This is a genomic window from Cyanobium sp. Tous-M-B4, assembly GCF_024345395.1.
Taxonomy (GTDB): domain Bacteria; phylum Cyanobacteriota; class Cyanobacteriia; order PCC-6307; family Cyanobiaceae; genus Cyanobium_A.
Genome location: NZ_JAGQBA010000002.1, coordinates 282,655 through 296,120, shown reverse-complemented (window position 1 = coordinate 296,120; position 13,466 = coordinate 282,655). Strand labels below are relative to the sequence as shown.

Genomic DNA, 13,466 nt, shown 5'->3' with positions numbered 1-13,466 from the left:
TGCCGTGATGTCCAGCCCAGCCCCCCTGGCCGGCCAAGTGGCCCTGGTTACAGGAGCCAGCCGGGGTATCGGTCGCGCCATCGCCCTTGATCTGGCAGCCGCCGGCGCCCAAGTAGTGGTGAATTACGCCAGCTCCCCCGACGCCGCCGAAGCGGTCGTGGCTGAGATCACTGCTGCCGGGGGCGAAGCCTGGAGCCATCGGGCCGATGTAGCCGATGAAGAGCAGGTCGACGCCATGGTCAAAGCGGTGCTTGATAAGGGCGGCCGGCTCGACGTGTTGGTTAACAACGCCGGCATCACCCGCGACGGTCTGCTGATGCGGATGAAAACCGCCGACTGGCAGAGCGTGATCAACCTCAATCTCACCGGCGTTTTTCTGTGCACCCGCGCTGTGAGCCGGGCCATGCTCAAGGCCCGCAGCGGCCGCATCATCAACATCACCTCAGTGGTGGCCCTGATGGGCAATCCAGGCCAGGCCAACTACAGCGCCGCCAAGGCCGGGGTGATCGGCCTCACCCGCAGCAATGCGGCTGAATTTGCAGCCCGGGGGGTCACGGTCAATGCTGTTGCCCCAGGATTCATCGAGAGCGACATGACCGCCGAACTCGACAAAGAACCGATCCTGGCTGCGATTCCCCTGGGGAGGATGGGCAGCGCCAGCGAAGTAGCCGGTGCAGTGCGCTTTCTGGCCGCCGACCCGGCTGCTGCCTACATCACCGGCCAGGTGCTGCAGGTGGATGGCGGCATGGTGATGCGTTAAGAGTTTGTGAGCGGCTGAGCCAACTCCTCGCGCAGCCGGCGAATCCGTTGCAACAGGCGCAGGCGGCGACTGCGGGCGGTGATTGTCAAAAACAGCCTCACCGGCACATAAACCAAGGCCATCAACACCCCAGCCGCCGCCACGAGCACAAACACCATGGCGTTAGCAGTGGAGCCCGGATCCAGCGAAATGGCTTCGTCCGCGCTCTCCAGTGCTGTTTGCAGCAAATCCTCCATTGCTGAACCCTATCGAGGCTGGAGCGAATAAGTAGCCCAAAGCAGCAGCTTGATTCGGCTTTCCCCACCCCGCTCCGTTGGCCTGGCGGTGGTCCGCTGTGGGACCCTGGCACAACTGAGTGTTCAACGTTTTCATGGCCAAGCTGATCAGCTTTTCGGATGCCTCCCGTGGCGCCCTTGAGCGGGGTGTAAACGCTCTGGCCAACGCGGTGAAGGTCACCATCGGCCCCCGCGGCCGCAACGTGGTGCTCGAAAAGAAATTCGGCGCGCCCGAGATCGTTAATGACGGCGTCACCATCGCCAGGGAGATCGAACTCGAAGATCCCTTCGAAAACGTTGGCGCCAAGCTGATGCAGCAGGTAGCCAGCAAGACCAAGGACACCGCCGGCGACGGCACCACCACTGCCACCCTGCTGGCCCAGGCGCTGGTCCGCGAAGGTCTCAGAAACGTGGCTGCCGGCGCCAGCCCGGTCGGGTTACGCCGCGGCATGGAAAAGGCCACAGCCCAGATCGTGGCGGGCATCGCCGAGAGGGCCCAGCCCGTCGCCGGTGAAGCGATTCGCCAGGTAGCCGAGGTGAGCTCCGGCAACGACGAAGAGATCGGCCGGATGATCGCCGAAGCCATGGGCAAGGTGAGCGCTGACGGCGTCATCACCGTTGAGGAATCCACCTCCTTAGCCACCGAACTGGAGATCACCGAGGGCATGGCCTTCGACCGTGGCTACAGCTCCCCCTACTTCGTCACCGACCAGGAGAGGCGCGAATGCGTCTTTGAAAATGCCCTGATCCTGATCACCGACCGCAAAATCAGCACCATCACTGACCTGGTGCCCGTGCTGGAGGCGGTTTCCAAGGGCGGCAGGCCCCTACTGATCCTGGCGGAAGAAGTGGAGGGCGAAGCTCTCGCCACGCTGGTGGTGAACAAAAACCGGGGCGTATTGCAGGTTGCAGCAGTGCGGGCCCCTGGCTTCGGGGATCGCCGCAAGGCCATGCTTGGCGACATCGCCGTACTCACCGGCGCCACGGTCGTGAGCGAAGACCAGGCCATGACCCTGGACAAGACCGGCCTAGCCGAGCTCGGTCAGGCCCGCCGCATCACCATCACCAAGGACAGCACCACGATCGTGGCCAGCGGTGAGCACCAGGCAGCGGTAGCTGATCGGGTGGCCTCAATCAAGCGCGAGCTCGACAACACCGAGTCCGATTACGACCGCGAAAAACTGCAAGAGCGGATCGCCAAACTGGCCGGAGGGGTTGCCGTGATCAAGGTGGGTGCTCCCACCGAAACCGAGCTCAAGAACCGCAAACTGCGCATCGAAGACGCCCTCAACGCCACCCGCGCTGCGGTGGAGGAGGGAATCATTGCTGGTGGCGGCTGCACCCTGTTGGAGCTGGCCGAAGGGCTGAGTAGCCTGGCGGCTAGCTGCCAGGGCGACGAGCGCACCGGCGTCGAGATCGTCAAACGGGCCCTAGCCGAGCCCGTGCGCCAGATCGCCCACAACTCCGGTGCCGATGGCGCCGTGGTGGCAGCTGAGATCCTGCGGCTGGGCAAGGGCTACAACGCCCTCACCGGCGTCTACGAAGACCTGCTGGCAGCTGGCATTCTCGATGCGGCCAAGGTGGTGCGCCTAGCCCTTCAAGATGCGGTCTCTATCGCCTCGATGCTGATCACCACCGAGGTTGTGATCGCCGATAAGCCCGAACCCGAAGCAGCCCCCGGCGGTGACATGGGAGGAATGGGCGGAATGGGTGGCATGGGCATGCCCGGGATGATGTGATCCCAGGCTGCTCAGCCGCCCAGTACATCCCGTACATAGGCAGCAACCTGCAAATCGACCCCGGTGATTGCCGTGCCCACAACCACGGCATCAGCGCCGAGGTCGAGAGCTTGGCGGGCCTGCTGGGGGCTTGATATGCCACCCTCGCAGATCAGGCTCACCTCGGCGGGTAATTGCTGCCGCAGCAGGGGCAATAGATCCCAGGCTGGTGGCCTCTGGCCTGAGGTTGATTCCGTGTAGCCATAAAGGGTGGTGCCGACCCAGGTGCAACCCAACTCGGCGGCACGCAGGCCATTGGCAACGCTGTCCACATCTGCCATCAGCGCAGCACCAAGCTCGCGCTGGGCGCGGGCGATCAGACCCTCCAAATTTTCACCCCCGGGGCGATGGCGCTCGGTGGCATCAATCGCCACCACATCGGCACCAGCAGCCCAAACCGCACGAATCTCCTCCCACCCCGGGGTGATGTACACCGAGCTGTCTGGATAGCTGCGCTTCCATAGGCCCACGATCAGGGCGGTTGGGCAGCGCTGACGAACAGCGCCGATGTGCTCTGGACTTTCCAGACGCACCCCAGAGGCGCCATTGCGCAAACTGGCATCTGCCATGGCGGCGATCACATCGGGATCGCGCATTGGTGAGCCCTCGGGGGCCTGCACCGACACAATCAGACCGTAGGGTTTCACTCAGCTGGCCAGGGGAAGGGCAAAGTCATTGAGCTCTTCAGCATCCGGCAACCAGGCCCGCAGGGAAGCGTGGGCAAAGGGCGCAGGGGCTGCATTGCGAGCTGCCGGAGCCAGGGCATCCTGCACAAGGGCCAGCACAGCCCGTTGCTCAACTGGTTGCTCAACTAGTTGCTCAACTAATTGCATAGTTGGTTGCACGCTGGGCTGAAGGTTGGTTTCCAGGCCAGCCTGGGAGCGCAGCCACTCAGCCGCCCCTACTCCTTGGCCCACACACAGAGGGCCGGCGATCAGGGCTTCGAGGGCAGCCAGCCCCCGGCGGTGCGCCCACTGCTGCACCAGACGCTGGGCCATGGCCTGATCCCGCTCTGCAACCGCCGCCAGCAAGCGGTCTCCTAAGTCGGGACGATCGGACGGGGGGAATCTGGAGGGCTGCGTCACGAAAGGACTTGCTAGGTGAGCTTGCGATCCAAAAGCGGCCGAATCAGCAGGAACAACCCGGCGGCCAGCAAGGCGAGCACCCCTAGGCAGGTGGCGCTGCTGAGCTGGCCGTAGGGGGCCTCCAGCACCACTGCGGTGAGAGAGACCTGTCCCGCATAGGCGGCACGAATCGGTTCTATCGCGAAGGTAAGGGGATTAAGGGCCGCTAGCCAGCCCAGCCAGGCCGGCATGAACGACAACGGAGCCAAAGCGGTGCTGGCAAACAGCAGTGGCAGGTTGGCCACAAAGATCACCGCAATCAGCTCAATGTGGCCTGGCAGCGCAAAAGCAAGCCCCAAACTCAAGGCTGTTACTGCAAATACCAACAGCAGCAAGGTGACTAATACCAGCAGCAGCCCAGCTGCACCAGGCCAGCCGTAACCCAGCAAAGCGGCAGTGCCCATGATCGCCAGGCTCTGCACCAAGCTCAGAGTGGTGATGTAGAGCACCGAGGCGAACACGATCGAGCTGCGCGAGCGCAGTGGCGCCACTAGCAACCGGTTGAGGAAGCCGAATTCGCGGTCAAACATCAACGGCAGGCCGGCGTTAAGGGCCGCACTGAAGGCCGTGAACACGATCACACCTGCGCCAAGGAAGCGGCCGTAGCTGATGCCGCCAGGCAGCAGGCCCGCCGGAGCCTTGGCAAACAGGGCGCCAAACAACACCAGCCAGATCAGGGGCTGCAGCACCCCCGCCACCAAGGTGGAAGGCCGGCGCTGCAGCTGTACGAACAAACGACGCGTGAGGGCCAGGGTTTCTTGACTGATCTCGGCCAAGGCGGATGCCTCGGGTTGGGGGCCTGGAAGGGTTGTGGTCATCACATGCTCGCTTTGCGTTCAGCCTTGGGATCACGGCTGCCGGCCACCGCCAGCTCCGCGTCCATCAGGGTGCGGCCGGTGGCCTGGAGATAGACATCATCGAGGCTGGGGCGGCTCTGGGCGAGGGCGAAAACCGGCAGGTCGGCTGCCGCCAATTGGCGGCGCAGCTGCTCGACAACGCCGTCGTGCTCAATCACCAGATTCAGGGAGTAGCCCTGGGCCCGGTTCACCACCACCTGGCGTACCCCGGCGCATTCGTTCAGCAAGCTGCGCACCCGCTCAGCCTCGTCGGCATCACTGAATTCGCGCACCCTCAAGGTCACTCGATCGCCACCCAAGGCGGCCTTGAGCACAGCAGGAGCGCCTTCGGCGATGACCTTGCCAGCCTCGATGATAGCCAGATGGTCAGCCAGGGCATCAACCTCCTCTAAGTAGTGGCTGCTAAGCAGGACAGTTGTGCCGCCATCGCGTAGCTGGCGCAACACAGACCAGATCGCCGCGCGACTCTCGATATCAAGGCCGACGGTGGGCTCATCGAGCACCAACACCTGGGGGCTGTGCAACAGGCCAGCGGCCAGATCGAGCCGGCGCCGCATCCCGCCCGAGTAGCTACCGCACCGCCGATCAATCCACTCGGCCATGCCGAGCAGCTCGATCAGCTCGTCCATGCGCCGGTTCCGGGCAGCTGGGGCCAGGTGATAGAGATCACCCTGCAGCTGCAGCAGTTCGCGGCCGGTGAGGATCTTGTCGATTGCCACCTCCTGGGCCACGTAGCCCAACAAGCGACGCACCGCCCGGGGCTCGGCCAGGGCATCAACGCTGCCTACCCGAACGCTGCCGCTGTCAGGGGCCAGCAGGGTGCAAAGGATGCGCAAGGCGGTCGTCTTACCGGCACCGTTAGGACCAAGCAGGCCATAGAGGCTGCCGGCCGGCACTTGCAGGGAAAGGTTGTCGAGGGCAACGACGGCAGTTGCCGCCTTTTTGCCCCCGTAGCGCTTGCAGAGCTGCTGCAGTTCGATCACCGACTCAAGCCGCTCCAATCAGCCGACCAATCTAGGCAAGGCAGCAAAGGGGACGTTGAACAGTTGGGGGCCGAGCAGAGCTGCCTGCGGTAGGCGGGCCAACAAAAGCAACGCACAGATGCCGAATAAATAGAAAATCGACCAGCGGAACATGGCCTTGGCCCGTTGGGGTTCGTCAGGCTGGCTGCGTAGCTGGGAGCTCAGCTGCAGCAGACGGGCGTTGAAGGGCAGCACCATCAAGCCATAAAGCAAGCCGCCTGTTGGCAGCGCCACTATCCCAAGCAGGCTGAAGCCAACGGTGGCCCAGGCGTAATGGCTGATAGCCCGGGTCGTCACCGCCACGCCCTTGACCACCGGCAGCATCGGAATGCCCACGGAGCGGTAATCGTCCTTGAGCAGCAGGGCCAGGGCCCAGAAGTGGGCTGGCGTCCACAACATCACCAGGGAAAACAACCACCAGGAAGCCCAGCCAAGGGAGCCGGTGGCAGCGGCAGCTCCCACCAAGGGCGGGATAGCTCCGGCGACCCCGCCGACCACGATGTTCTGACTGGTGCGCGGCTTGAGCAGGGCTGTGTAAAGCAGCACATAGCTGCAGAGCCCCAGCAGGGAGAGGCTGGCAGCCAGCGGATTAACGCCCATAACCAGCACCACCACCGACAGGATGGTGAGGCCAATGGCTAGGGCAAAGGCCTGGCGCTGGGCCAGACGACCAGAGGGCAGGGCCCGGCGGCTAGTGCGCTGCATGCGCCCATCGAGATCCTGTTCCCAGAGGCAATTGAGCACACCGGCCGCAGCCGAAGCCAGGCTGCCCCCCACCAGGGTGCAGATGATCGTGCTGGCGGTGGGTGCATCGCCAGAGCTGAGGGCCATGCCACCGAGGGTGGTAGCGAGCAGCAGCGGTATGAGGCGGGGCTTGGCAACTTCAAGCCAAGCCGGCAATTTCACCGAGGGGCGGATCGCCGGGGCAACGGCGATTGGAGCTGTGATCGTTGCACTAACCATGAGCCACCTCGGAAGACATTGGAGACATGGGCAAGGTCTGGCCTGATTTGCCAAGGGAGCGGGCAAGCACCGCTGCAAGCAGAGCGACCAGCAGGGCCGCCAGCAGTTGGTGGCCGATCGTCACCAGCGGCGCCTGCAGCTGGAGCTTCAAGGTCCAAATGCCCAAGCTCACCTGGGCCAGCACCAACACGGCTGCTCCCTGGGCGAGGCCGGGCAGTTGCCCCTGACCTGGAGGCAAAAACAGTGTTGCTGCTGCCAGGGCCAGCACTGCAACAGCTGCAGTCATGGCGAGCTGGCGGTGAGCCAGCAGCCAGTGGCAGCCATTGCCAGCACTAAAACACTGATCTGCCGCCCACTGGCTGGCCATGGTTCCACCCAGCAGGCACTGGGCTAAGACCAGCACCAGAGCCAAGCTCGCCAGCAGCTGCCACCAAAGCGGAGGGCTGATCGAGGCCCTATTCACCATTGCCAGACGCTGGTAGATGCCACTTGTAAGGGCAACCAGCAGCAAGGCCGTAGCGAGATGGGCAGTAACTAAGGGCGCAGCCAGAAGCTGAGTGACGGTAAGAGCCCCCAGGGCCCCTTGAACCAACACCAGAAAAAGTGCCCCAGCAGCCAGCCAGGGCAACCAAGCGGGCAGGCGGCGCCGCCAGAAAAAACTCGCTGCCGTAAGAACCAGCAGGGCTACTCCCACCACGAAAGCGTCAAGGCGGTGAAACCACTCCAAAAACACCTGCAGATTCATCTGACGACCTGGCAGGAGGCGGCCGTAGCAGAGGGGCCAGTCAGGACAGGCCAAACCCGCTTCCATCACCCTGGTGGCACCGCCGATGCCAACCAAGGCCACCAAGGCCACCACTAGGTGGGAGGCAAGCAGGGCGAGCTTCTGGGTCAGAACAGGGTCTGGCCTGCTGCGAAAGCTTGGGGCTAGAGGTGATTGGAGATTTGTCGTCACGGAAACGACCATCCCGGAGTCCAGAGAAGCTAACCAAGTTGTTCAAAACGAGGGACTCTTAATTGCCCAGATCACGAAGTGAAAACATCAGCCCTGCTTGCAAGCGCCTGAGGCGTTGATTTGCCAACTAAGGCAAGGATCGAGCCGCACATCGCAGCCAATGCCCATAGGCTGACCAGAAGCTCAAACAGCACCGTGCCAATTCGCACCGCCCTAGCTGTGCTCACGGCCACCACAGCCCTTGTGCTGACAGGTCTTTGGGTTGGCAACAACGTCAACGTGTTGCCGCTGGGCGCCAGCAGCAACGCATCCACCTACGACGATCTATTTAAGGTTTTGTTCAGCATTGGCACCGTGCTGTTTCTCGGCATCGTGATCCTGCTGGTTTACAGCTTGTTTCGATTTAGGCGCCGCAGCGGCGATGTCAGCGATGGTCTGGCAATAGAGGGAAATCTGCCGCTGGAGATCGTTTGGACGGCCATCCCAGCAGTAGTTGTTTTGTTTGTCGGTCTATACAGCTACGACATATATGAGCGGATGGGCGGTATGGCCACCCTCAACGATCACATGGCCATGGATCACATGGCCATGGATCAAGGGGCCATGCAGCAGGTCAGCGTTAAGAAAGGCGATACAGCTGGCCGGGTTTGGGGTGGCATTGGCGTAGCCGGCATGGATGCTGCACCTGCCGGACCGGTTTTACCTGTGGAGGTAACCGCTATGCAATTTGCCTTCATTTTTCACTATCCAGGCTCAGACATAACCAGCGGCGAGCTGCATGTGCCCACAGGTCAACAGGTGGAGTTGCGCATGGAAGCCCGGGATGTAATCCATGCCTTCTGGGTACCCCAGTTCCGGCTCAAGCAGGACGTAATTCCAGGCCAGCCAACCGTGCTCTCCTTTACAGCCACTCGGGCTGGCACCTATCCGATCATCTGCGCCGAGCTCTGCGGCCCTTACCACGGCGGCATGCGCTCCAACGTTGTAGTGCACGAGCCCGATGCCTACGACAACTGGTTGCAGCAGAACACTCCCAACCGCACCACCACCTGACGACCAGCCATGACTCTCGCCAACCCAAGCGATTTCGACGGCAACCTGCAACCCCAGGGCTGGCTGCGCTACTTCAGTTTCAGCCTCGATCACAAGGTGATTGGCCTGCAGTATTTGATTTGTGGCTTCATCTTTTATTTGATCGGCGGGGCCCTAGCTGGAGTTATCCGCACGGAACTGATAAGTCCAATCTCCGATTTTGTCAGCCGTGAGACCTACAACGAGGTGCTCACCCTTCATGGCACGGTGATGATCTTTCTTTGGATCGTGCCAGTCGTCAACGGTGCCTTCGGCAATTATCTGATTCCCTTTTATGTGGGCGCCAGAGACATGGCTTTCCCCCGTCTCAACGCTGTGGCCTTCTGGCTGATTCCCCCTGCGGGCATTCTGCTTATCAGTAGTTATTTTATCGCTGGAGCTGCTGCCCAGTCTGGCTGGACCGCCTATCCACCCCTAAGTCTCACGACCCCAGCCGCAGGCCAAGTGGTTTGGATATTGAGCGTGCTTCTGCTTGGTGGCAGCTCGATTTTTGGCGGCATCAACTTCATTGCCACCATCCTCAAATTACGGCGACCAGGACTAAAGCTGATGATGCTGCCTATGTATTGCTGGGCAATGCTAGGCACCAGCATTTTAGTTGTGCTTTCGACCCCGGTATTGGCAGGCACCCTAATTCTGCTCAGTTTCGACATCATTGCCCACACCGGATTTTTCAACCCAACCATGGGTGGAAACGTAGTGGTTTATCAACACCTTTTTTGGTTCTATTCCCACCCGGCTGTTTACATTATGGTGCTGCCAGCCTTCGGCCTGGTCAGCGAAATACTTCCCATCCACGCCCGCAAGCCTCTGTTTGGTTACACCACGATGGTGTATTCGATCATGGCGATCGTTTTCCTTGGCCTGATTGTCTGGGCACACCACATGTTCACCAGCGGCACCCCCCCCTGGATGCGCCTGTTTTTCACGATTGCCACCTCCTTTATCGCAGTTCCAACCGGCATTAAATTCTTCAACTGGTTGGCAACTTTGTGGGGTGGAAAGATTGCTCTTAATTCGGCGATGCTGTTCTCATGCGCCTTCATCGTTAATTTTGTATTTGGCGGCATCACCGGCGTTGCCTTGGCTCAAGTGCCCTTCGATATTCACGTCCACGACACCTACTTCGTGGTGGGTCACTTCCACTACATCGTTTACGGGGGCACGGTCTTTGTTATTTTCGGGTCCTTATATCACTGGTATCCGAAATTCACCGGTCGTCTGCTCAACGAGGACCTGGGCAGGCTCCACTTCCTGCTCACCTTTGTTGGTTTCAATCTCTGCTTCGCCCCCCAGCACTGGCTCGGCTTGAATGGCATGCCCCGACGAGTTGCCGAATACGACCCCGCCTTCACAACCCTTAACCAGGTGAGCAGTGTGGGCGCCCTGTTGATGGCAATCAGCACCCTGCCACTGCTTATCAATGTTGTGGTTACGGCGATAAACGGCAAAGAGGCTGGTGACAACCCTTGGAATGCCCTTACATCTGAATGGCTCACCAGTTCGCCGCCACCGGTTGAAAACTGGCATGGCGAGGCACCACTAGTGACCGAGCCCTACGGCTACGGCCAGCACCCGGAGGTAAAAGCGTGACGAGCACCACACCCCTACAGGATTCAGTAGTCGTTGAGGCTGGCCACGGCCCAGCTGGAGAGGGGCACGGAGATTTCCGCCTATTTGGCCTGGCCACCTTCTTGGTGGCAGATGGCATGACCTTCGCCGGTTTTTTTGCTGCCTATCTCACTTTCCGGGCCGTGAATCCGCTGCCAGAAGGCGGGATTTACGAGCTCGAATTGCTGCTACCCACCATCAACACGGTGGTTTTGATCATCAGCAGCTTCACCTTTCATCGCGCGGGCAAGGAATGCCGGGCCGGAAAGTTGGGGGCCAGCCGCCTCTGGCTGGCAATCACTGGCGGCCTGGGCGCGATTTTCCTGGCGGGTCAGATGGTTGAGTATTTCAACCTGCCCTTCAGCCTCACCGACAACCTTTTTGCCAGCACCTTCTATGCCCTCACAGGCTTCCACGGCCTGCACGTGACTCTTGGGGTGATCTGTATCGCCATCGTTGCTCTGCAGACCCGCCCGGGAGGACGCATCAGCGCCAGCGACCATTTCGGCTTAGAAGCAGCTGAGCTCTATTGGCATTTCGTCGATGGCATCTGGGTTGTGCTCTACGGAATCCTGTATCTGCTCTGAGGCTCCAAGTCGGCAACCGCTGGCACGGATGGCGATTTCCTCGCATACCGGGCACAATCAGTTGATATATCTGCCTAGTGCAGGCGTTTCCCATGGCGGCCAGGAGCGGCGACAGCCCCGCGGACATGCTGGAAGGCAAGGCCCTTCTTGATCGGGCCCGCGCCCTGAGCAACCGCCCAGAGGACGAAATCGCTCGGGGCTGCGGTTACGTGGGTCCGAGCGGACGGGTGCTGAAAAAAAGTTTTTATCGAGCTTTGGTGGCCGCTAAGGGCTACCCGGTACCCAACAGCGTTGGCCGAACCGCCAGCAGCGGCCAAGGCAAGGGACGGCAAGCTGATTTCCGCACCCGGGTGCATGGCAACGGAAACCTGCTGATCGGCCAGGCCTACACCCGCAGGCTGGGACTGGAGCCGGGCCAGGAATTTCGGATCGAGATCAACCCAGACAACGGTTCGATCAGCCTGCTACCGATCGAACCACAAGATCCCTAGGCCCCTCTCCCCTGGCACTCCAGCTCAGTCGTCGCCATGGAAGCTGGCGCTGAAGGCGAGCAGGTCGATACCACTGAACAGAAAGCTGATTCCAACCAGCACCCCAATCACCCAGAGCAGCCCCCAGGCCTGCATGGTCACTATCAGCAAGCCAAGAATCAGGGTGACGATTCCGTTGAGCAAGCCCCAACCCCAGCCACTCACCCGGGTGTGACCAAGGGCCACCAGCATCGAAACCAGGCCTTCAAGGATGAAAACGATGCCGATGGCAAAGGCCAGACTGGCCACGACCAGGCCGCCCTCGAGCGGACCGCCGCGGAACTGCTGAATCATCCAGGCCCCCACCACGATGAAGAGGGTGGAAATCACCAGCCGCGAAAAGCAATACCAGCGTCCCAACTGGCGGGAGCGGGTCAGGTTGCTTACCCAACCCACGATGCCGCCCACCAGAAAGCCCACCGCCACGATCACGGTGATCCAGGCGGAAGCCAGCACCGGGAAGATCAGGGCCAGCACCCCAAGTACCAGCATCAACACCCCCTCAAACAGGGTGAAGGCCTTCAATTCCTCGCCTTTGGACGAAAACAAACCTGAGCCCATCGCTATGGCAGCAACATCACCTGGACCGTAGTCACGCCAAGCGCAGACGTCAGATCCAGCCGTGATCAGCCAGCCAGGGGGCATTGATAGGCTCCGCCGCGCCGCTGGGGCCGCTGGCAGCCAACAAACGCTCGGTGTACTTGGCCAGTAGGTCGGCCTCCAGGTTGACCCCATCCCCCACGGCCAGCTGCGCCAGGGTGGTGCTTGCCCAGGTGTGGGGAATCACGGCAATCCAGAAGCCGGCGCCATCGGGGTCGCAGCCGGCCACTGTCAGGCTGATGCCATCCACCGCCACGCTGGCCTTTTCGCACACATAGCGGCCGTAGGCGGGGTTCTGCCAGGCCAGCTCCAGGCGCCAGGAGGCGGTCTGGCGGGCGATGGCTCGCACCACCCCCAGCCCATCCACATGGCCGCTCACCAGGTGGCCACCAAGCCGGTCGGCCAGGCGCAGGGCAGGCTCGAGATTCACCCTGCCGCCCCGGTCTGCCTTGGCGGCCAAGGTGGTGCGGCCCAGGGTTTCCTCACTGACATCGGCGCGAAAGCCATCGGCCAGCCGCCCAGCAACGGTGAGACAAACCCCATCCACCGCCACGCTGTCGCCTAGGGCCAGGTCAGCTGGGGTCCAGGTAGCCCCCGGGGCTGCATCCCACTGCAGCTGAACCCCGTGGGGCGAGCGGCGAATCACGCCTGTGGCCTGCACCAGCCCGGTAAACATCTGCTGTCCAGCCCAGGGGGATACATCCTCGCCATAATCGGGCAAAAGGCTGCGCCTAGCCATGGTTGAAATGCGCGTTGCCGGAATTGCCCTCGATGCGGCCAGTCGCAGCCCGATTGTGCTGCTACGCGATCCATCGGGCCGGCGCCAGGTGCCGATCTGGATCGATCAGGCCCAAGCTCAAAATATCCTGGCTGGCCTCAGCGAAGAACCGCCGACCCGCCCCCTCAGCCATGACCTGATGGCCGACCTGATCGACGCTGGGGGTTTGCAGCTCGACCGGGTTGTAATCCACACGATCGAAGACAGCACCTTCCGCGCCGTGCTGAAACTCAGCCCAGCTAGCGATGGGGAAATTGGCTCGGCTGGCGACCAATCATCAGCCTCAAGCATCGAAATAGACGCCAGGCCTAGCGATGCCATCGCCCTAGCCCTGCGCACCGGCAGCAGCATCTGGATGCTCGAAGAGGTCGTGGCTGATGCCTCCATCCCGGTGGATGCGGAGGCCGACGCCCAGGAGCAGGACAATTTCCGCCGCTTCCTGGACAGCACCAGCCCTGCCGACCTAGTGCGCCACCTCAAACAGGCCCCCCCAGAAGCGGACCAATCTGGGGATGAACCAACAGCCTGAAAACC

16 protein-coding genes are annotated in these 13,466 nt (G+C 61.7%); 7 read left to right on the top strand and 9 right to left on the bottom strand.

Annotation, left to right across the window (positions count from 1 at the left end; all coding sequences use genetic code 11):
- The first annotated feature begins 7 nt into the window (after positions 1 to 7).
- Positions 8 to 760 (top strand): 3-oxoacyl-[acyl-carrier-protein] reductase, encoded by a 753-nt coding sequence (gene fabG, locus KBY73_RS04775; protein WP_254935946.1) that lies wholly within the window; start codon positions 8 to 10, stop codon positions 758 to 760.
- Here the strand turns inward: fabG and KBY73_RS04770 are convergent.
- A complete protein-coding gene (locus KBY73_RS04770) occupies positions 757 to 996 on the bottom strand; it encodes a hypothetical protein (RefSeq protein WP_254936241.1) in 240 nt (79 codons plus the stop codon). The genes fabG and KBY73_RS04770 overlap by 4 nt on opposite strands.
- A gap of 134 nt (positions 997 to 1,130) precedes the next feature.
- Between KBY73_RS04770 and groL the strand changes: the two genes are divergently transcribed.
- Positions 1,131 to 2,774, top strand: coding sequence for a chaperonin GroEL (gene groL / locus KBY73_RS04765; RefSeq protein WP_254935945.1), 1,644 nt, complete (start codon positions 1,131 to 1,133; stop codon positions 2,772 to 2,774).
- Positions 2,775 to 2,785: 11 nt separating this feature from the next.
- Here groL and KBY73_RS04760 read toward each other — a convergent pair whose 3' ends face one another.
- Genes KBY73_RS04760 through KBY73_RS04735 form a run of 6 tightly spaced genes read right to left on the bottom strand, consistent with a single transcriptional unit; the run spans position 2,786 to position 7,734 of the window.
- Entirely contained in the window at positions 2,786 to 3,460 is a 675-nt protein-coding gene (locus KBY73_RS04760; protein WP_254935944.1) for an N-acetylmannosamine-6-phosphate 2-epimerase, read from the bottom strand.
- Entirely contained in the window at positions 3,461 to 3,898 is a 438-nt protein-coding gene (locus tag KBY73_RS04755) for a hypothetical protein (protein WP_254935943.1), read from the bottom strand. It abuts the gene before it with no gap.
- 11 nt (positions 3,899 to 3,909) lie between these two features.
- Positions 3,910 to 4,755, bottom strand: coding sequence for an ABC transporter permease (locus KBY73_RS04750; protein ID WP_254935942.1), 846 nt, complete (start codon positions 4,753 to 4,755; stop codon positions 3,910 to 3,912).
- Positions 4,755 to 5,795 (bottom strand): ABC transporter ATP-binding protein, encoded by a 1,041-nt coding sequence (locus KBY73_RS04745; protein ID WP_254935941.1) that lies wholly within the window; start codon positions 5,793 to 5,795, stop codon positions 4,755 to 4,757. The genes KBY73_RS04750 and KBY73_RS04745 overlap by 1 nt, the downstream gene beginning before the upstream one ends.
- Positions 5,796 to 6,779 carry a heme o synthase gene (locus KBY73_RS04740; protein ID WP_254935940.1) on the bottom strand — a complete coding sequence of 328 codons (984 nt, stop codon included), beginning with the start codon at positions 6,777 to 6,779 and terminating at the stop codon, positions 5,796 to 5,798. It abuts the gene before it with no gap.
- Positions 6,772 to 7,734, bottom strand: coding sequence for a COX15/CtaA family protein (locus tag KBY73_RS04735; RefSeq protein ID WP_315858402.1), 963 nt, complete (start codon positions 7,732 to 7,734; stop codon positions 6,772 to 6,774). Before KBY73_RS04735 ends, KBY73_RS04740 begins: the two co-directional genes overlap by 8 nt.
- A gap of 195 nt (positions 7,735 to 7,929) precedes the next feature.
- On the opposite strand from KBY73_RS04735, the gene KBY73_RS04730 reads away from it, so the two are divergent.
- From KBY73_RS04730 to KBY73_RS04715, 4 genes are all read left to right on the top strand, one after another.
- Complete coding sequence (locus KBY73_RS04730; protein ID WP_396096589.1) at positions 7,930 to 8,787, top strand: cytochrome c oxidase subunit II; 858 nt, start codon at positions 7,930 to 7,932, stop codon at positions 8,785 to 8,787.
- 9 nt (positions 8,788 to 8,796) lie between these two features.
- A complete protein-coding gene (gene ctaD / locus KBY73_RS04725; protein ID WP_254935939.1) occupies positions 8,797 to 10,419 on the top strand; it encodes a cytochrome c oxidase subunit I in 1,623 nt (540 codons plus the stop codon).
- On the top strand, positions 10,416 to 11,024 hold the full coding sequence (locus tag KBY73_RS04720; RefSeq protein WP_254935938.1) for a cytochrome c oxidase subunit 3: 609 nt from the start codon (positions 10,416 to 10,418) through the stop codon (positions 11,022 to 11,024). Before ctaD ends, KBY73_RS04720 begins: the two co-directional genes overlap by 4 nt.
- A gap of 125 nt (positions 11,025 to 11,149) precedes the next feature.
- The gene (locus KBY73_RS04715; protein WP_254936213.1) at positions 11,150 to 11,515 is read left to right on the top strand and encodes an AbrB family transcriptional regulator; all 366 of its coding nucleotides are present in this window, start codon (positions 11,150 to 11,152) and stop codon (positions 11,513 to 11,515) included.
- Between the two features lie 24 nt (positions 11,516 to 11,539).
- Here KBY73_RS04715 and KBY73_RS04710 read toward each other — a convergent pair whose 3' ends face one another.
- The gene (locus KBY73_RS04710; protein ID WP_396096690.1) at positions 11,540 to 12,046 is read right to left on the bottom strand and encodes an HdeD family acid-resistance protein; all 507 of its coding nucleotides are present in this window, start codon (positions 12,044 to 12,046) and stop codon (positions 11,540 to 11,542) included.
- Between the two features lie 118 nt (positions 12,047 to 12,164).
- Complete coding sequence (locus KBY73_RS04705; RefSeq protein ID WP_254936212.1) at positions 12,165 to 12,830, bottom strand: riboflavin synthase; 666 nt, start codon at positions 12,828 to 12,830, stop codon at positions 12,165 to 12,167.
- Between the two features lie 61 nt (positions 12,831 to 12,891).
- Between KBY73_RS04705 and KBY73_RS04700 the strand changes: the two genes are divergently transcribed.
- Entirely contained in the window at positions 12,892 to 13,461 is a 570-nt protein-coding gene (locus tag KBY73_RS04700) for a bifunctional nuclease family protein (RefSeq protein WP_254935936.1), read from the top strand.
- Positions 13,462 to 13,466 lie beyond the last annotated feature (5 nt).

Coding starts and splice junctions, on each gene's coding strand:
- fabG (WP_254935946.1), top strand. CDS start 8: ATGTCCAGCCCAGCCCCCCTGGCCGGCCAAGTGGCCCTGGTTACAGGA.
- KBY73_RS04770 (WP_254936241.1), bottom strand. CDS start 996: ATGGAGGATTTGCTGCAAACAGCACTGGAGAGCGCGGACGAAGCCATT.
- groL (WP_254935945.1), top strand. CDS start 1,131: ATGGCCAAGCTGATCAGCTTTTCGGATGCCTCCCGTGGCGCCCTTGAG.
- KBY73_RS04750 (WP_254935942.1), bottom strand. CDS start 4,755: ATGACCACAACCCTTCCAGGCCCCCAACCCGAGGCATCCGCCTTGGCC.
- KBY73_RS04740 (WP_254935940.1), bottom strand. CDS start 6,779: ATGGTTAGTGCAACGATCACAGCTCCAATCGCCGTTGCCCCGGCGATC.
- ctaD (WP_254935939.1), top strand. CDS start 8,797: ATGACTCTCGCCAACCCAAGCGATTTCGACGGCAACCTGCAACCCCAG.
- KBY73_RS04715 (WP_254936213.1), top strand. CDS start 11,150: ATGCTGGAAGGCAAGGCCCTTCTTGATCGGGCCCGCGCCCTGAGCAAC.
- KBY73_RS04710 (WP_396096690.1), bottom strand. CDS start 12,046: ATGCTGGTACTTGGGGTGCTGGCCCTGATCTTCCCGGTGCTGGCTTCC.
- KBY73_RS04705 (WP_254936212.1), bottom strand. CDS start 12,830: ATGTTTACCGGGCTGGTGCAGGCCACAGGCGTGATTCGCCGCTCGCCC.
- KBY73_RS04700 (WP_254935936.1), top strand. CDS start 12,892: ATGGTTGAAATGCGCGTTGCCGGAATTGCCCTCGATGCGGCCAGTCGC.